Source organism: Alphaproteobacteria bacterium, assembly GCA_004295055.1.
GTDB lineage: Bacteria > Pseudomonadota > Alphaproteobacteria > SHNJ01 > SHNJ01 > SHNJ01.
This window is the reverse complement of sequence record SHNJ01000010.1, coordinates 1-19,957: the sequence shown is the minus strand read 5'-3', so window position 1 is coordinate 19,957 and position 19,957 is coordinate 1. Positions and strand designations below refer to the sequence as shown.

Annotated in this window: 10 protein-coding genes and 1 pseudogene; 4 read left to right on the top strand and 7 right to left on the bottom strand. The window is 48.9% G+C overall.

The window, feature by feature from the left end; genetic code table 11:
* Window positions 1-334: 334 nt before the first annotated feature.
* Both EYC62_02280 and trxB read right to left on the bottom strand, forming a co-directional pair.
* The gene (locus tag EYC62_02280; GenBank protein TAH36493.1) at window positions 335-1,252 is read right to left on the bottom strand and encodes a LysR family transcriptional regulator; all 918 of its coding nucleotides are present in this window, start codon (window positions 1,250-1,252) and stop codon (window positions 335-337) included.
* 6 nt (window positions 1,253-1,258) lie between these two features.
* Window positions 1,259-2,245, bottom strand: coding sequence for a thioredoxin-disulfide reductase (gene trxB, locus EYC62_02275; protein ID TAH36492.1), 987 nt, complete (start codon window positions 2,243-2,245; stop codon window positions 1,259-1,261).
* 240 nt (window positions 2,246-2,485) lie between these two features.
* Here trxB and EYC62_02270 point away from each other — a divergent pair, with 240 nt between their 5' ends.
* Window positions 2,486-2,980: an Lrp/AsnC family transcriptional regulator gene (locus tag EYC62_02270; protein TAH36491.1), complete on the top strand. Its 495-nt coding sequence runs from the start codon at window positions 2,486-2,488 to the stop codon at window positions 2,978-2,980.
* 48 nt (window positions 2,981-3,028) lie between these two features.
* On the opposite strand, the gene EYC62_02265 is transcribed toward EYC62_02270, so the two are convergent.
* A complete protein-coding gene (locus EYC62_02265) occupies window positions 3,029-3,592 on the bottom strand; it encodes a hypothetical protein (GenBank protein ID TAH36490.1) in 564 nt (187 codons plus the stop codon).
* Between the two features lie 391 nt (window positions 3,593-3,983).
* Between EYC62_02265 and EYC62_02260 the strand changes: the two genes are divergently transcribed.
* Window positions 3,984-5,441: a hypothetical protein gene (locus tag EYC62_02260; GenBank protein ID TAH36489.1), complete on the top strand. Its 1,458-nt coding sequence runs from the start codon at window positions 3,984-3,986 to the stop codon at window positions 5,439-5,441.
* Between the two features lie 7 nt (window positions 5,442-5,448).
* Here EYC62_02260 and greA read toward each other — a convergent pair whose 3' ends face one another.
* Entirely contained in the window at window positions 5,449-5,922 is a 474-nt protein-coding gene (gene greA, locus EYC62_02255) for a transcription elongation factor GreA (protein ID TAH36488.1), read from the bottom strand.
* Between the two features lie 231 nt (window positions 5,923-6,153).
* On the opposite strand from greA, the gene EYC62_02250 reads away from it, so the two are divergent.
* Window positions 6,154-7,797, top strand: coding sequence for a hypothetical protein (locus tag EYC62_02250; protein ID TAH36487.1), 1,644 nt, complete (start codon window positions 6,154-6,156; stop codon window positions 7,795-7,797).
* Window positions 7,798-7,803: 6 nt separating this feature from the next.
* On the opposite strand, the gene carB is transcribed toward EYC62_02250, so the two are convergent.
* The 3 genes from carB to carA are packed head-to-tail and all read right to left on the bottom strand — an operon-like array spanning window position 7,804 to window position 13,317.
* Complete coding sequence (carB, locus tag EYC62_02245) at window positions 7,804-11,055, bottom strand: carbamoyl-phosphate synthase large subunit (protein TAH36486.1); 3,252 nt, start codon at window positions 11,053-11,055, stop codon at window positions 7,804-7,806.
* A gap of 12 nt (window positions 11,056-11,067) precedes the next feature.
* On the bottom strand, window positions 11,068-11,976 hold the full coding sequence (locus EYC62_02240) for an amino acid ABC transporter substrate-binding protein (GenBank protein ID TAH36485.1): 909 nt from the start codon (window positions 11,974-11,976) through the stop codon (window positions 11,068-11,070).
* Between the two features lie 3 nt (window positions 11,977-11,979).
* Window positions 11,980-13,317: a carbamoyl-phosphate synthase small subunit gene (carA, locus tag EYC62_02235; GenBank protein TAH36484.1), complete on the bottom strand. Its 1,338-nt coding sequence runs from the start codon at window positions 13,315-13,317 to the stop codon at window positions 11,980-11,982.
* 1,625 nt (window positions 13,318-14,942) lie between these two features.
* Here carA and EYC62_02230 point away from each other — a divergent pair.
* A pseudogene (locus EYC62_02230) lies at window positions 14,943-15,029 on the top strand (chitin-binding protein).
* Window positions 15,030-19,957 lie beyond the last annotated feature (4,928 nt).

Below are 19,957 nucleotides of genomic sequence, written 5' to 3'. Positions count from 1 at the left end.
GCGATCAGCATCCGTTGAAGAAGTTTCGCGTAAAGCGCTAAAAATTTGTTGTTCGCGAGGAGCCGGACGAGGCATTCATAACCCCTAGAAAAAAAACTGCCGGGTCAAAGCCCGGCGAGTTGAACAGGGAGGCTTCATGTCTTCTAGACATGTGAGCGGGATCTAGCGATACCCACTCTCCAGACCGGAGTCTGGTTGACAGTTAAGCCAATTGTCCTTTCGAACAACAACTATCGACCACAGTTATATGTATAATTTGTTATATTTAAAATAGCTAAATTCAAGGGATGCCCATGCGTTAAACGCATAGATAAAATTATTATATATCAATATCTTAAAATTCTGTAAGGCTCGCTTGCTCTAATAAAAACTCTCGTAAGACATGAATTCTTTTAGAATTTCTCAAGGCTTCTGGATAGACGTAATAGGTTGGTATTTTTGGCCCTTCAATTCCAGACAGCACGCAAATCAAATTTGGTCTTTCCGCTGCCAAATAATTTGGCAAGGATGCAATGCCAGCGCCGCCTGCGCAGGCATTCAACATGCCTAAATTGCTGTTGATATAAACGCGCGGGTGCCGCACGCCTTCATCTTCGCGGCCTAACGACAAAAGCCAATTGGCGTCATTGAACAAGGCCGGAGTTGTCGGTCCATAGACAATTAAAATATGCTTATCCAAATCTTTTGGATGCTGAGGCATGCCATAGTTACGAATATATTCCTCGGATGCATAAGGCGCCAGGTTGATGGTGGCAAACGGGCGCTGTACCAATCCCGGCTGGTTGGGCGCGGTCATCTGAATGGCGACATCGGCTTCTGCCCGGGTTAAATCGACCGGATAATCGCTTAGGCGCAATTCCAGATTAATTTCGGGATAGCGTTGGCAAAATAAACCGATTCTGGACGAAAGCCAGGTTGTGCCCATGCCAATAGTCGCGGCAATTCGCAATGTGCCTGCGGCTTTGTCTTTCTGTTCCATCAACAAGCCTTGCGTCGCCGATAATTTAGACACAAGTTCCTGAGCCGTTTCAAACAAGGCCTGGCCATGTTCGGTTAAGGCAAGTCCCCGCGCATGGCGGTGAAATAATTGAACATTGCTAAGGCTTTTTTCCAATGCGCTGACTTGCCGGCTGACGGCGGATTGGCTAAGGCGTAACCGGCGTCCTGCTTCGGTAAAACTGCCGGCCTCGGCCACCATGTGAAAAATTTTCAGGCGGTTCCAATCTAACGTATTAGACGATTTGATTGGCATAAAATCCTATTCCGCGGCGGCGGGCACCGTTGTTTGCGATTGATGGCTTAGATATTTTTCGGCATCCAGCGCCGCCATGCATCCAAGACCGGCGGCGGTCACAGCCTGGCGATAGATTTTATCGATAACATCGCCGGCGGCGTAGACGCCTGGAATATTGGTTTTTACGGTACCGGGAGCCGTTTTAATATACCCGTCATTATCCAGATCGATTTGGCCTTTGAATAATTCGGTTGCTGGCGCATGGCCGATGGCAACGAATAATCCATCGACGGCAACATTTTGCTTTTTGCCGGTTTTGTTGTCTACCAACGTCAATCCATTCACCGACTTTGGATTATCTGTGCCTAAAACGGCATCGACGGCGCTGTTCCAAATTACTTTAATTTTTGGATTTTGCGCGATGCGTTGTTGTAAAATTTTCTCGCCGCGGAATTGATCCCGGCGGTGAATCATGATTACTTCCTTGGCGTGGTGGGTCAGATATAACGCCTCTTCCATGGCGGTGTTGCCGCCGCCGACAATAGCCACGGTTTTATTTTTGAAAAAGAATCCGTCACATGTGGCGCAGCCCGAAACGCCGTAACCGCGGAAATGCATTTCCGATTCTATGCCCAGCCATTTGGCCTGAGCGCCCGTGCAAATGATCACGGCGTCCGCAGTATAGGTATGTTCGTCTCCGTGGGCGGTAAAGGGCTTTGATTTAAAATCGACGCTGGCGATATGGTCGGTAATAATTTCAGTGCCGACATTTTTGGCCTGTTCGTACATTTGTTCCATCAATTGCGGACCCTGTACGGCGTGGGCAAAGCCGGGATAATTTTCTACATCGGTTGTGGTCATCAATTGGCCGCCTGGTTGAAGACCCGTGACTAAAACTGGCCCGAGGGCTGCGCGCGCCGCATAGATTGCCGCTGTGTACCCCGCAGGGCCACCGCCAATAATCAATAGTTTTGAATGTTTTAGAGGTTTTTTAGCCGCCGTCATGTTCATTAACCTTTGTTATTCTTGTATATAAACTATGCCTTTTTTTAGAATTTTCTACTTGCGAAGGCAAGTAAATCTGTTTAAAACAAAGCAACATCCGTTCAAAAATCAGACTTATCCTATAAAAATCTTATGGAATTTGCTGATTTAGAAGTGGGTAATTCAATCAATCAGGTAGAGAACAATAATAGTTTAAAAATTGCGGTGTCAACATAACATTGCAATCCTTCTTGTTGGGAGTCATTTATGAAGAGAATTAAGTTAGATAAAATTGATCGCCAAATTTTGCGCGATTTGCAGGGCAATGGCCGTATGACCAATGTTGAATTGGCCGAACGTGCCGGTATTTCCGCGCCGCCGTGTTTGCGCCGCGTTCGCGCCCTGGAAGAATCCGGTTATATCAAAGGTTATCACGCCGATCTTTCGGCCGAAGCGTTAAATTACGGCGTATGCGTATTTGCCTTGGTTGGTCTTGCCAGCCAGTCGGAAGGCGATTTGAAATCGTTTGAATCCCGCATCAACAGCTGGCCAATGGTTCGCGAATGCCACATGATGGCTGGCGAAACCGATTTTATCTTGAAAATCGTTGCCCATAACTGGGATGACTATCAGCGGTTTTTGACAACCCAACTGACATCCGCTCCGGGTGTTGCCAACGTTAAGTCGATGTTGTGCGTACGCACCAGCAAATATGCTCCGGGCGTGCCGGTGGATGAAGAAGATTTTTCCAAAGCCGCGTAACGGTTTTGTGAATCGAATATCAAAGGCGCCTTCCGGCGCCTTTTTTATTTATTCAATCTGAATTACTTGTCTGGCATATGGGCCTAGACTCCAACTGGTGCTGGCCATTGTAACGCCGTTTCTGGGCGGGGTATCAACAGCCATATGGGTGATAATCACCAATCGGCAGCCGGCGCTTTTGATTGTTTCTCGAAATTCGGTCAATGCCCGGAACGCGGCTGGATCGCCATTTTGCCGGATTAAATCGTCTAATTGCAACCAATCCTGACCGAAATTGGCCCAATCCCCCGGACCGGGCATGGATGGCAGGCATTGTTGCGCGTATTCTTCATATCCATAAACTACAACCGGAATAACCGCGCCTTGAACTTTTTGTATCAAAACTTTCGCCGCTGCTTTGGCATAGATTTCATGCCAAACTTGGCGCTGGGATTTTTTATCGGCGGCTTGATAAGCCACTTCGATCAATAAATTTTCGTCCAATCCCACCGCATGGAATATTCCCGGCCTTATTTGGTTGAAAACTTCTTTTGGGCTGAAGAAATAAAATCTTTGGCATCTTTCTGTCAGTTCGGCCGGCAATCCAGCCCTGTCATATTGATCCGTTATCATTTGCCGCCAAGTATGCAGGGCCGATGACAGACTGTTAAGGCTGACAGAATCTTTTAGGTGTGGAAAGTAATGGGTAGGGGATAACGCTTTTCCTTTTAAGGTAAGAAAGACGGTTCTTGGATTGTGACCCTTTTCTCTGCTGTCCATTATTATGTACCCTTTGTTCCAAATCTTAACTTTATGATCTGGATCTGTACAGTTCTTTTTCAGATATTTTAAAGGCCGCTATTTTGGCGAAATAAAACAGCCCAAAATTCAATTGTATGTAACATATTGAATTATATTGATTTTATCATCAATTTTTTGTACTGAGTGACGTATATTAGATTTCACAAAACAGTAACAATATGTTATAACCTTTACAGAAACAATAAAATATATGGGTATGGGTATGAATAAGAGTAGCGACGCATTAATGCGATCGGGTCATTTTGAGGGTTTGCAACAACGTCTGCACCGTTATCGTACGGAAGTTCGCGGTAATAAGGGCTTGGTCGGCAATATGGACGATGCCGACAAACTTGTGGGATGGGCCAAAGAAGTCATTGACGATATGCAGAAACGAAATTTGTTCCAGCCATCTAATATTGATTTTTATAATCGATCCGCCAAAGCCATTTTCGTTCACCAATGTTTGACCGAGGCCGTGGATATTGTTGTTGCTGAAACGGGCAGAGAATTGAAAAAAGCCGAGCAAAATGACGGATCGGTAGAAGATGTTTTAACGGTTCCTATTTTAAAAATTCGCGCCATAATGGGCATGGCCGCCGGGACAGAAAAACCCGTCCGTGGAAAAAGAAGAACCGGACCATTATGGCTTTTGGCTCAAAATGGAAAAAATCAAGATGGTAAAGCCGGCGGGGAATCATCCAGGTATACAACACCCTATAAATTTAAGCAAAATACCACCGAAGGCGAATGCCGCAGCGGTTGCGTTGTTCAAAATGGCCTAACTGTTTTAGGATACGTATCGCGTCACCGGATTCTTGAAAACGAACAGATTGCGCAGGCTTATCGCGCCAATTTTCCAGCGGCTGAAAATTATGCCGTATGCGGATTCATGCGATTGATTGCGATTACCAATACGCCGAACAATGCGATTATGTTGGCGGCTGCCCATGCGTATGGCAAGGCATGCACAAAGAACACGGAAATAGCCGCATCATTAATGCGGTGGAGAAAGGGCCAGATAGACGTTAAAGAAGGCGGTGAAGTAGAAAAAGAAATAGACCGGGTATTGGCTGGTATTGCCGATCTTCAATCGGAATTGGAAATTAAGTCTATCGCCGGAATTAAACCGCACGCCGAAGAAAAAGCAACTGCGCAAGGAACAGCCAAAGCAAAAAAAGACGAACCAAAACCAGTTATAAAATCGGTTTCAATTTTGCATCCATCCACGGTTGAAAATCATCAGCGATTATGGGCGGAGGCATTAAGCCATAAGTTAACTGGTGTAAAAAGACCCCCATTAAAAGCGGTTGTGCCGGTTGCCGCAACCCGCAAAGCTGTTCCGGCTGCGGCGGTGGCAGCTTCTGTGCCTGCGGTTAAGGCGGTTCCAATTCTCCCGCCGCCATCGCCAACAAGACAGCGCGCAACACCGATACGGGCTTCTGAGAATGAATTTAGTGATCCGACTGTGACAGTGCGTGTTGTAACTGTGCCTGCGAATATTGCCGCTATTGGTTCCGAACCCGTTGTTTACGCAACCCCGGGAATGCCTGACGGCCTGGTTCCCATGAGCAAGGTTGACTCAAGGCCATTACCGCCGCCCATGAATGCGCGTATTTCGGATGTCGCGGCCAGAGTTGCAGCTAAAGCTAAAACCAGAGAAGCAGAATTAGTGGCGTAATATTTATTTACGCAAACTTCACTTGCATGATTTCATACGATTTCGATCCGCGCGGCGTCGTGACTTCGACCGAATCACCTTGTGCTTTGCCAATCAACGCGCGGCCCAGGGGCGAGATGATCGAAATACGGCCTTTTTCCAAATTCGCTTCGTCAGCGCCGACGATTTGATATTTGACTTCGTCGCCGGAATCTTCGTCTTCTAACACCACATGCGCGCCGAACTTAATCGTCTTACCGTCGAATTTAGATGGGTCGATCACTTCTGCGCGGCTGAGTTTATCTTCGAGTTCCAAAATGCGGCCTTCGATAAAACTTTGTTTCTCGCGAGCAGCGTGATATTCCGCGTTTTCGGACAAATCGCCGTGCGCGCGCGCTTCGGCAATCGCGGCGATTACGGCGGGGCGTTCAACCGAACGCAAATTCTTCAATTCTTTTTCCAAGGTTTCAAAACCTTGCAGAGTCATCGGGACTTTTTCCATGCCTCTTATTCCTTCTTTAGAAAAACAAAAAAAATGCCCGCAAAGATTACAAATCGCTTTGCGGCGCCAGAATTTCACTATAACCGATTATAGCCCCCGCGCAAACAGGTAAATATCATTTATTTTCAATATATTATCATATAAAAGATAGTTTCCTTTTAGGATAAAATATGATATACTTTTTCTATGCAAAAAACTGTAAAAAGGCCAAATTTTCCATACGCTTGGGGCATGACTCTGGGCCTAATGGCATTGGCCACCGCTGTCCAAAAACCGGCGCAACCTTTATCCGATATCGCCATATCTTCATCGACAAGCATAACGCAATCTTCAGCACCGGTTGCTGAACCGTCAAATTCTGTAATTGCGGATTCTCCACAACCGACCCCTGCGGAACCGTCCAAGAATGCAGCGCATGTTATTCTTGGATCGCAATCGTTATCAACGTCCGATCGGCAATTCGTTGAATTCCTGCGGCAAGAAAATCAAGTCGCTTTTGTGGGGTATAGCGCGACAACAGCAGTTATTTACCGCGATTCTTTTATACCGGAATATTTACGTTTCGGTAATTCCGATGATTATAGAAATATACGCCTAGCGCTTAGCGACGCCCGTAGAGACGTTCAACCTAATTATGTTTATGTTTTTGCCGATTATCGCTCCACCGAAGATTATTTCTTAATGCAGGATATGCGGCCAAGAATACATGTTGATGTTCAGAATGGCGCAGCCAACCAAACAACTAACACCACAAGTTACGCATCCGTTTTGTATCAAGTAACCGGCGCGGAAGAAAATCGCATTGTTTACAGTTGGCTGGAAGCGATGAATACAAGCACGGTATTGTCTCCGCATAATTCTTTATTCACCCTTGGATACACTTCTGTTCAAGAATACAAAAATTCTTATGTTGATCATGTATTTTACAATAATTTTGTTCCGCAATTAACAGACTATGATCGTTCCGTTCTTGTTGCTTTGCACGAAGATGGCCATCGTCATGATTATTTAGGCAATACCAGCACTGCGGCCCAGAATAAATCGGATGATGTATCGGAACAACGGGCCGAAACATATGCAGTGGCTCGGTTTTTGCAGATTTCATATCAAAACCATGGCGCTGATTCGCAGGAATGGCGCCGCGATTTGCAAAAGGCCAGGGAATATTTAGCCGAAGCAACTTGGAACGATTTTCTTAATCTTAGCGTGCTACAGCCATCAGAACGAAGTTACGATTCAGCGGCGATTTTATCCCGATTGTTGGAAAATGATGCGAAATTGTTGAGGGATTTTTTATCGCCCGAGAGCAATAGCGGTCCAATTACGCCAAAAACGCTTTTTCAGAAATTTGTAGTTCCTGCGGTGCAACAATATAGAGAAGATTTTTCACAGCAAGAAGCCGTTGCAAAAGATCTTGCAAATATTAAGAAAACAACGGATGAAAAAGTATCGGCGCAAGTTAAGCAATCTCCTAAAGCTCTATATGCGGATGTATTGACAACAAATTCGGGCGAGGACCTGGTGTCGCCCGTGCTTAAACAACCTCAACGGGCATACCCAGTAACGGTGGTTGGATTCTTTGATTGGCGGCTATATTATGTAGAAGCTTTAAGGGATGCTGGCAATCAATTTGCCGAAGGTTCTCCCACTCGCAATCGCATTGATATGCTAACCACAGCAGCTTATGAATATAAGGGCGTTCCAAGACAACCGTTAGAGGCCTTGCGCGCAGATTTAACCAGGGATGAGCAAAGGGTTTTTGATCGCAACAAAGCTGAAGCGGGAATAGCCCTTATATTTCCGCTTAAAGTCGATGACAATCCCGTCCGCCTTCAATTAAGCGCGCGCTATATTGTGCATGAAAAGTCGCGCTAATTGCGATTATGCGGCTTTCTTAAAATAAGACTGAATGGATTCCACGCCAAGCGGACCTTTGCGCAGCGCGGCAATCGCCGCAACCGTTGCCCAGATGGCCGACACGGTGGTAAAGCAAGGCACGCCTTGCTGTAACGCGGTGCGGCGGATGCTGAACGAATCGGTGATCGACTGGTTTCCGGCGGTGGTGTTGAAAATCAAATTCACTTTGCCGTCGATAATCGCATCCACAATATGCGGACGACCTTCTAACACTTTATTCACCGCAACCACTGGAATACCATTCTGGCGCAGGAAACTCGCGGTGCCGCGCGTGGCCATGATGGTGAATCCCATGCTCGACATATGACGCGCCGGTTCCACCATGGTTTGTTTGTCGGAATTTTTCACTGAAATAAACACCGTGCCTTTTAATGGCAATTTCGCCGATGCGCCAATCATCGCCTTGGCAAAAGCACGGGCGAAATCTTGATCGATGCCCATGACCTCGCCGGTCGATTTCATTTCTGGCCCTAACAATACGTCGACCCCCGCAAAACGGTTGAATGGGAACACGGGTTCTTTCACCGCAACGTGGTTCAATTGAATCGGTTTTAAATTGAATGACGGCAATTTCTCGCCAGCCATGACGCGCGCGGCGATTTTTGCAACCGGCAATCCGACGGCCTTTGCGACAAACGGCACGGTGCGGGATGCGCGCGGGTTGACTTCCAATACATATATATCATTGCCTTGGATCGCGAATTGCACGTTCATCAACCCGACAACGCCCAAGGCCTTTGCCATATCGGACGCTTGTTTTTCAAGCTCGGCAATGGTTTCCGCATCCAGCGAATATGGGGGCAGGGAACAGGCAGAATCGCCGGAATGAATCCCGGCTTCCTCAATATGCTCCATGACACCTGCGACATATGTGTCCGTTCCATCGCAAATAACGTCGACGTCGATTTCAATCGCGTCGCGCAGGAACGAATCCAGCAATACCGGATTTTTGCCCGATACTTGCACGGCCTTGGACATATACCGGCGCAAACCTTCCATATCGCCGACGATTTCCATCGCGCGGCCGCCCAAAACATAAGACGGACGGATGACCAATGGGAAACCCACTTTTTCCGCGACTTTTTCGGCGGTTTCAAGATTTGTCGCCGTGCCGTTGTTCGGCTGTTTCAGCTTCAAATCGTGAATCAATTTTTGGAAACGTTCGCGGTCTTCGGCCAAATCGATGGCATCGACCGATGTTCCCAAAATCGGAATTCCGGCTTCGGATAGTGCATGCGCCAATTTCAACGGCGTTTGGCCGCCATATTGCACGATCGTGCCCAGCAATTGGCCGCTTTCCATTTCCTTGTGCGCAATCGCGATCACGTCCTCGGCGGTCAACGGTTCGAAATATAACCGGTCGGATGTGTCGTAATCGGTTGATACGGTTTCTGGGTTGCAATTAACCATGATGGTTTCAATGCCGGTCTCGCGCAAGGCATAGGCGGCGTGAACGCAGCAATAATCGAATTCAATCCCTTGGCCGATGCGGTTCGGACCGCCGCCCAGAATAATCACTTTGCGCTTATCGCTAATGTCAGATTCACATACCGGGGCGGAATATCCATTGCCTTCATACGTCGAATACATATATTTGGTGTTCGATGCAAATTCGGCGGCGCAGGTGTCGATGCGTTTATAAACGGGCTTAACGCCCAACTGGGTGCGGATTTTGCGGAATTTGTCTTCCGGAATTTTTAATAATTCCGCCAAACGCGCATCGCTGAAACCCAGCCGTTTCAAACGGGCGATTTCGCCAGCGTCCTTGTCCAATCCTTTTTTGCGGATGCTGTTTTCGATATCCACAAGATCCTTGATTTGTTGCAAGAACCATTTGTCGATGAAGCAGCGTTCGTATACTTCGTCAATGCTCCAGCCGTAACGAAACGCTTGCGCGACCAGCAATAAACGGTCTGGCGTCGCGGTCGACAGCGCGGCGGCAATCGCCTCGCGGTTTTGGCCGTTGTCGGAATTTGGAATTTCAATTTCGTTTAATCCCGTTAAACCGGTTTCAATGCCTCGCAAACCTTTTTGCAAGGACTCGGCGAAACACCGGCCAATCGCCATCACTTCGCCAACCGATTTCATCGCGGTGGTCAATAACGGCTTGGTACCTGGGAATTTTTCAAAGGCGAATCTCGGGATTTTGGTAACGACGTAATCGATGGTCGGTTCGAACGATGCGGGTGTGACCTGGGTAATGTCGTTTTTCAATTCATCCAGCGTGTATCCAACCGCCAATTTCGCGGCGATTTTGGCAATCGGGAATCCAGTCGCCTTGGATGCCAGAGCCGACGAGCGCGATACGCGTGGGTTCATTTCAATAACGACCATGCGGCCATTATCGGGATTGATCGCAAACTGCACGTTCGATCCGCCGGTTTCAACGCCGATTTCACGCAATACCGCGATCGATGCGTTGCGCATAATTTGATATTCTTTATCCGTCAGCGTCAGGGCAGGGGCAACAGTGATCGAATCGCCAGTATGCACGCCCATCGGATCGATATTTTCAATCGAACAAATGATGATGGAATTGTCGGCCTTGTCGCGCACGACTTCCATTTCGAATTCTTTCCAACCTAGAACAGATTCTTCGATCAGCGCGGAATGGGTCGGCGAAGCGCGCAGCGCGCTTTCGACAATGTCCATAAATTCTTGTTTGTTGTATGCGATGCCGCCGCCAGTGCCGCCAAGGGTAAAAGATGGACGGATGATCGCAGGCAATCCGACATATTCCAAATGTTCGATTGCCTGCTGCATGGAATTGGCCATGCGGCTTTTCGGCGATTCCAAACCGATTTTGGTCATCGCGTCGCGGAACAATTCGCGGTCCTCGGCTTTTTTAATCGGGCCCAGTTGCGCGCCGATCAACTCGACATCATATTTTTCCAGAATGCCGGATTCCGCCAATGCAACGGCGGTATTCAATGCGGTTTGTCCGCCCATGGTAGGCAATAACGCATCCGGTTTTTCTTTGGCGATCACGCGTTCGACAAATTCCGGCGTGATCGGTTCAATATAAGTCGCATCTGCCATTTCAGGATCGGTCATGATAGTAGCGGGATTGGAATTAACCAAAATCACGCGGTATCCTTCGGCGCGTAACGCCTTGCATGCTTGCGCGCCGGAATAATCGAATTCGCACGCCTGGCCGATGATAATCGGACCCGCGCCGATGATTAAGATGGATTTAATGTCTGTACGTTTTGGCATTACAATTCCGTTCTACTTATTATTAAAATCATTTTTAGAAAACATATCCCCTTGCGGCACTTGCCAATATCGCGGATCGTCCGGCAAATACTTTTTATAAATCGGGGCAATCGATCCTTCGGCAATCATTTCATTAATGGCGCCATCAATCATATACTTCAGTTTCTGATCGCCATGCGGCAACATGAAACCTGAATAACATGTGCCTACCGGCTTGCCGATGGTTTTGGCACTGCCGGGATTTTTGGCGTTATATCGGTCTACCGAAATAAGATTGTTAAACGAAATATCGATTTTTTTGGCCGCTAACGCCAGCATCACATCGGTGTCGGCACCCAATTCGCTAATGTCGACTTGTGTGGCTTTCGGAACCAATCTATTAGCCAAGTGTTCTAAAATCGTATTGCGTAATACGCCGGCTTTTATATCACCGCTATTGGCAATAGACCAATCGTTATCGAATCTGTGGTCGCCATTGCGGCCAATTATATAAAGCGGCGATTGAACAAAAGGACGGGAGAAATAAGTAAATTTAGTGCGTTTAGCTTCAAAACAAACATCAGCGCACAGGGCATCGTAACGCCCATTCAATAAATCTTGTTCTGCGGTGCCGAATCCGGCTTCTTGGGCCCATTCTACTTTTAGATTCAAAATTTCGCCGATTTTATTCATCACATCGAAAGAACTGCCGGATTTTTGGCCGGTATTAGGATCGATTACCATATTGGGATACCATGTGGCGAATCCACAGCGCAAAGTTTTGGTACGCATGACGCGATCATAAGTAGATTCTTTGGACGATATGTTGTGTGTTCCGTTCGCGTTTTGGGAGGATAAAAAATAAGAACCAATTGCAAACACAATTGCGGCGACAACGGCGATGTGTAGGTAAAACGACAGCGTTGTTTTGGGTATTGTCATTTTTTATTTCCCATTCGCCGTTTTTGCGGTTGGCATCGTGATCGATTTTTCATGGTCCATCATTTCAACGAAACGGTGGAATAAATAATGGCTGTCGTGTGGGCCGGGCGAAGCCTCTGGATGGTATTGCACACAAAATACCGGATGATCGGTCATTTTGAACCCTTCGCAGCTATTGTCGAATAACGACGTGTGCGTGATTTTCGCATTCTTCGGCAGGGATGATGGAACCACCATAAAGCCGTGATTTTGGCTGGTGATTTCGACTTTGCCGGTTTCATGATCCTTGACCGGGTGATTCGCGCCGCGATGACCGCGCGGCATTTTTTCAGTGCGTCCGCCCAGCGCGAGACCAAGCAATTGATGGCCCAAGCAAATTCCAAAAATCGGCATGCGGCGTTTGATCAAATCCTGAATAACAGGCACGGCGTATTTGCCAGTCGCGGCGGGATCGCCCGGGCCGTTCGATAAAAACACGCCATCGGGCTTATGCGATAAAATTTCTTGCGCGGTTGTTTTGGCTGGAACCACGGTGACTTTGCATCCCGTTCCCGCCAGCATGCGCAAAATATTTCTTTTCGCGCCGTAATCGATTGCGACCACATGGAATTTCGGTTTGATCACGGGCTGCCAGGCTTTTTGTGCCGGCGCGGCTGTGCCGAACAATTGGCCTTGTGTGTCTTCGGCCAATTTGCCGTATCCTTCACCGCCGGCATTGGGGGCGCGGTACCAGGACGTTTCCGTCCAATGATAAGTTTGATGGCAAGTCACGTCGATGGCCAGATCCATGCCGTTCAATCCAGGCCATTCTTTGGCGGCTTTTTTCAAATGATCGATGTCGATTTTGCCGGACTTGGAATGGAAAATTGCCCCGTTCGGAGCGCCATGATCGCGGATACGTTGTGTTAAAGCGCGAGTATCAATCCCCGTTATTCCGGGAATGCCGCGCGCCTTCATCCATGCGTCCAAATGCTGAACGGCGCGGTAATTGGCGGGTTCGGTAATATCGGCGCGCAGTACGATACCGCGGCAAGCCGGATTTATGGTTTCAATATCGTCCAGATTGGTGCCGACGTTTCCAATATGCGGGAATGTAAAAGTGATAATTTGCCCAGCATAGGAAGGGTCGGTGATTATTTCCTGATATCCGGTCATGGCGGTATTGAAACATACTTCGCCAACCGCTTCGCCGGTCGCGCCGATGCCGCGCCCGTAAAATACGGTGCCGTCGCCCAACACCAAAGCGGCATTGGCATCTGGCGGAACGGTGGTATTGCCCGATTTGCCGAAAATCGACACAGTGTCAGTCAATGCAGAAAGCCAGTCGCTGCCCGCGGTCATGATAAAGTCCTATTTAATTGTAGAGCTAAGGTTACGGATGTACGCAACAATGGCTGTAACGTCAAGCCCAGAAGTTGTTTGGTATCCTTTATACGGGGATAAATTGCCGTCATTATTTGTTCCTTTACGTCCATAAAAAACCCGGCCGAAGCCGGGTTTTTCAAATAAATGCCACTTACTTCATATAAGTAGCGCGTACATCCACTTGCGCCTGCCATTTTGCCGAATAAACTTTGGATTCCAAAGTTACATAGGAAGTGGCGGTCGGAATTGGGTACATCATGGTTTGCGGTTCGGCATCGTTGCTGCCGCTGCCAAAACCAATAGTTCCATCCCGTTCCGGGGCATAGAAACCGCGGCAAGGCACGAATTCCATGATTACGCTGTTATCAGCGCGTTTCATGTAAATTTTACCGGCAAGATTCGCCGGTTTGTCGCCTTTGGCGCCGGCAAAGCAGCGTGCGGTCACTTTTAACATGGTTGCATCGCCTGGCTTGATTGGCATGTTGGTCGAGCTGGTTTGGTTATAAATACCTTGTCCACCGCCATCGTTGCGGGTCAAAGTATTGGCAACTTCACTGCCCAAGGTAACGCCTTGGAAGCTGCTGCCGCCACCGCCACCACCGCCGCCGGTGATCGTACCGGTTACGGTCAAATTGCCAACGCGCAGATCGGCGTAATTGCCATCATTGGTTTTCAACGCAACAGTATTGCGTTGATCCATTGGGCCATAACGCGGCGCTTTCAATTCAATGCGGAAATCGCCATCCGACGAACCGTTGTCCGGTACCGCATACAGGCGGAAACCGCGGCGGAACTGGTTGGTATCGCCAGTGGTTGGGAAATAGTTGATATCGACACCATTATGCTTGGTCGCGATACCGTCATACGCATAAAGTTTTTCTACGCCCAAACGCGCATGGCGGCCTAACGGCTGGTTAAACAGCCAGAACAAATTATTGTTGTTCATGGCTGGATTGCCGCCAGGAGCGGTTTCAATCGCTTCGCCACCCGCAAACGGCATGATTGCCATTTGATGATTCCAGTTATCGCCCATAATACCAACGGCGCCCACGCGGATATCGGCGAATTTATTGTCGCCCCGCGTGGTAAACGCAAAAGTATTGGCGGAATGCAATACGCCCATGCGGCTGGTTTTTGCCATCAAGCGGAAATTGCCTTCCTGCGTTCCAGTAGTGGTTGCGTATAATTTAAACCCGCGCTGGAAAGTATGGCCGTTGAAATAGTTGATATCGACGCCATTGTGCTTGGTTGCGATACCGTCATAAGCATAGACTTTTTCAACGCCGATACGCGCATGGCGGCCTAAACCAACGTTGTAAAAGTAAAACAAGTTGTTGGTATTGGCCGCATTGTTATTGTCATACGGATCCTGGGTTTCCACATGTTCGATGCCGCCCGTCGGATTGACAGGATACATATCCATGCGATGCTGGGTTGGATTGGTATTCGAAGCCAGTACAAAATAAGATCCGCGAATGCTGCCTTCGGCATAGATATTTCCAGCAACGGTCAGTTTTTGACCGGGAGTGGAGGTGCCGATGCCGACGTTACCGGCGTTCGAGCTGTATTGATTGTCGCCAACCACAGTCCAGCTGCCGGATCCAGGAGGGCCTTGCGGACCAGGAGGGCCGGGAGGACCTTGTGGGCCGTTCGAGCCGGGAGGGCCTTGCGGACCTTGTGGGCCAGGAATGGCCGAACCGGTGATTTGGATCGTGTCCGTGCCCAGTTGTTGCAAGCTGACCGTGCCTGCGGCTTTGATTTTACGGAAGTTTAAATAGGTGGTATTGCCGACAACGGTTTTATCTTTGAACACTTCGGCCAATGGTGTTTCCACGGCTGCGCCGGTGCCATCGCCGATATTGGCTCCGTTCAAATCCGCCGTCGATCCGGTGTTGGTGATTAAAACGGAATCGCCGAAAGGTTGAATAATAATCCCGCCGCCCGAAACCAAGCTGCGGAAATTCATCAAAGAACCGGTAGTGTCTTTGTAAATGCCAGCGCCAGCGCCGACGTTTTGACCGCCGGTAATGGTACCGCCGCTCGATGCGCTTGAACTGATACGGATATTATCACCGTCTTGAACAACCGATACATTGTTGCCAGCCACGATCGAACGGAAACGCAATTCGCTGATCGGCGAATCTGGATCCGAAGCGTCTTGGCGATGCGGTTCTTTATAGCTTTCTTTAAAAACCCGGGCGGTATTGGCCGGCACATTGCCGGCATCGCCGGCCGAACCAACGGTGCGGCCTTCGACCAATGGGTCTTGTTCCGGCACGCAGTTGAATTCCGTGGTGCCGTCCGGCAGGCGATCGAAGATCAATTTCTGCGTTCTCCAATCGCAAATTTCGCCGCCAACCAAATTGGCTGCGCCCTGGCCGTTATCATTGATGAAAGTGGTGATATCCGCCGCTTTGTAACTGTCGTTGCCCGCAACTTCACGCATTTCAGTGTCCGTTTTCAAACGGGTATAGGTGCCATAGGCGGTATTTTCGGTAACTGTCGTATTGTCGCAGGTTAAATCTTGCGCGCCTTTTGGGGCAATTAAAACATAGGCTGGCGCGCGCGGCATTTCTTCGCGGGTATTGCGATTATTGCCCGGCAATACAATTGGCGGAACTTCTTCGCCATCGGTCGCTTCCGGGGCGTTTGGTCCGTTATGAAAGGCGCAATATATGATTTTGTTGCCGGTGCCATCGACTTGGCTGCCGAATTCGGCTGGAACGTAACCGCCGCCGCCAGGTGGGGTATGGCCTTCACTATCTGTAACGGCATAGCGCGGATTCAAAATATTTCCGTTGGTGATGCGGCCGGTTCTAGCCAGGCTGCTGGAAATGCCGGACATGGTCGAATTGGTGATCGATCGCGCCGTAATGGTTTGAGAGATTTTTGCCGAATTAGTGGCCGTGGTCATCATGACGGTGGTGGCGATGCCAATTCCCACAACAGCCGCCAAAACGGCGCCCATAATGTATCCGGCCTGGGATTTTGAATCCCGGCGTAGTAATTTTACCATAGTTTCTGCCCCTATCACGTTAACTTTATTATTAGGGGCAAAGTATATCTTTTTAGGGCACTATTTTCAAGGAAAAAGTTATAAAAAAACCCGGCCGAAATGATTGGATTAGAATAAGAATAAAATAAAAAACCCGGCCAAAATGGCCGGGCTAGCTTAGTTGCATGGAAATTATCGTACCGCCCAGGCTTCGGCAGACACGGCGTATCCATTACCTTGTCTGCTTCTTTGGATGGTAATCGTGGCTGATGTTGCGCCCGCCGGTACTGGAATGAACTTAGTATCTGCGACTTGATAAGTACCGTTCGAAATATTTTCGCTTTTTGCCACACTACAAGCCGTGATGTTGCGAGTATAGCCAGCGTTGAAATTAACGGTTACGGTAGCATAGTCATTCGAACTGTCATTCAACCAAACGCTGCAAGCGGCATTGATAGCAAGAAACTTAACACTGCTATCAATCGATATATTTCTGTTTGCGGTTGTACCACCTGCAGGTCCTGATAGGTTGAAAGAAGAGACGGAACTGTATTCCGAGCCAGCCATTCCTGGACCTTGAATACTTCCGGTGACGGCCAAGTTAGCGACACGCAAGTCACCTAAGCCGTCTCTGGTGCGAACGACCAAAGTATTGCTTGGATGCATTGGCGTCGTCCGGTTGGCTTTCAATTCGATGGAATAGTTGCCGTTTGGATCATCCGCCACGGTTGGTTGTGCGTATAACATGAAACCGCGAATATAATCATGCTCATGCCCGGCATCGGTACGGAAGAAATTGATATCGATACCGGCATGTTTGGTTGAAATTCCGTCATAGGCATAAATTTTCTCTACGCCAAGACGAGCATGTTTGCTAAGCATCGGATTATATAAGTAGAATAAGTTATTAACATTAATACTATCCCGATTATATTGTGGGAATTGTTGGGCTGTTTCTATAACCTCCGAGCTGTTCGCAGCCATAATCCGCATCATATAGTTTGGATAGGTATCGTTTCCGCCGCTTCTTTCCCAGCGGCGAATATCCAATGATCCGCGAACAGTGGTTTGGTTGGCCGCAACCGCAAATTCCGGTGGCCAGACGTTATTGTTGCTGATGCCAACGCTTTGGCCCGATATGGCATTCAAAGAAACATAACCATTGGTTTGGAAAGACAGGTTGGATTGGTTTTGCGCGCTATTATAAAAATAAGCCGTTTGACCAGCGCCTGGCGTTGCATACATGCGGGCGTTGCCGGAATTGACACTGCCAACCGCATCGACATTGCCGGAAGAATACATATAAGCGCCCATTACGTTACCGCGCGAATTGACCGCGCCGGCTTCTATGACGCCGTTATTGCCCATAGCGACAACAGGGTTGCCGCCAGCCAGAATGCGGATGGCGCTGTTATTGATATCAACTTTGTTGGTATTGCCGCCGCTTGCGTCGCGTGCGACGAAATAAGTACCTTTGGTTGAAATCTCGCCCTCGGATAATATGTTGCCGGTATTGTTGATATCGCCATTATTCAGCAAGTGAATAACTTCATTGTTGGCACCCCATACCGATAACCGGGCACCTGCGCCATAAACCGAAACACCATTGCCGCCCGAAACCGACAGGCGATAATTGGTATCCATCGCGCCGCCAACACCGACCGATCCATCGGCCATAATGTTTCCAGCGACATGTAATTTTTGCGATGGAGTAACGGTGCCGATACCAACGTTGCCGTTTGGCGCGATACGCATTTTTTCGGACCAGTTTGGATAACCGCCAGCAGATGGAACGTCGCTAACGGTGCCGAATCTTAATCCTAAGGAGTTTGACTGAGGATAGATAATGGCTGAACCGCTATGCAACATCGTGAACGTGCTGCTATCGGTATAGGCGACTACGTCTCCGCGCGCATCCAGTTTACGGCGAGGCGCATTGGTGCCAAGACCGACGTTGCCGGTATTGTAGAATAAGTCGTTACCGTTGCTGGACCATTGATTTGCGCCACTGCCGCTGATGACAATGCCGCCAGCGTTTTCACTGATGGTAACGCCGGCCTGACCTGAAACGCGTTTCAAGGTTAAATTCGACGTTGAACCGGTTTCCGCCGCCAATGGGGTGCCGCTGCCGCTGTGGGCGACGTTAATATTACCGCCACCTCCGCCGCCAGCACCGCCATGATAACCGACGAGGTATACGTTAAACGAACTCCAACCCCAAGATGCGTCGCCAGTGTCGCTTTTTACGCGGAACTGGAAAGTGCCGTTGTTTGCCAATGGCACCGATGCTTGCAGAACTTGTCCGTTCTCGCCGTCATTGATATCGCTGTGTACGTTTGCCGCGACCACAGTCGGCGATACTGCATCAGCACGGGCAAGCACGCGGACGCCGCGTCTGCTGCCATTTTGCCGTGCGGACCAAATTTGGCTGTTGATGATAACCGCTTTAGTTCCAGCGGGAACCAATGCGCTGACATCGACCGTTTTCCAATCGGTATCGCCTTGGACCACATGATATTGATAGTAATTCGGGCTCTGCCAATCCAGCAAAGAAGCGTTGGATGGCATTACGAAAATACCTGGCAGGCTGGCTGGGAATCCCGGCACTCTTTCAATTAAATCCACTGCCGAGATAAACATTGGGCTGCCACCGCCACCACCGCCGCCACCGCCAGTTTGGTCGGATTCGCAGGTAAAGTGCGCGCCATCCCAAGTCAATTTATTGTTCACGCCATTACATACAGCGCCTGGACGAGCGGCCACGAATACCGGATCGGTTTCAAGACCGGCCATGCTGGTGCACACAAATTGAGATCCGTTCCATTTTAAAACTTCATTCGCAGCGCAGGCAGCCGCAGGGCGGGTTGCCACGAACACTGGGTCAGTTTCAGTTTGATTGACGGACACGCAAACAAATCTAGTGCCATCCCAACGAATAACTTGGCCAGCCGCGCAAGCCGCACCCGGCATTACGCTATTGCGCCATGATAAAAACACGGGATCATGTTCATCGATATGAATAGAACCTAAATCCAGGCTGATTTTGATTGCTTTTTCGCAACCGGTAATATTGCTGCCATCATTGCCGGTATCGGTGGCATCATTGGCTTCCACCACGTCGTCCATGGCCTGATTGGCTGGTGCGCCACCGCCGTTGCGGGCAGCCATATTTCCTGCGCTGCCATTAGGATTGGCGTAGGCATTTGCAGCCGCGCCATTGGCGGGTATGGCATCCACGTTTCTGGGATTTCCGTTGTTATTGGCGGTACAACCGTCCCCATCGCTAAGAATTACGCCATTACCGGCTTGCAAGCGGCGGAAGACCATTTTTTTATTGCCATCGATGCCGATGTAAATGCTTTTTGTTTTCGTGGTATCTGGCGGAGTGTTTGGCACGCCTGCGATTAAGCCGCCGCCAACGTTGATGCCGCCTTTTACTGGAACTTGAAGGGTATTTTTGATCACGACGTCATCGGCAACGGTGCTGATATCTAAATTAGTATCCGCCGATTTGATGCGGCGCAGTCCTAAAGTGGATCCGACTGGTTCTTTCAAAATTGCGCCAGGGCCTGTACCAATATTTTGCGCGCCGGTAATAACGCCACTGCTAGATCCATCAAA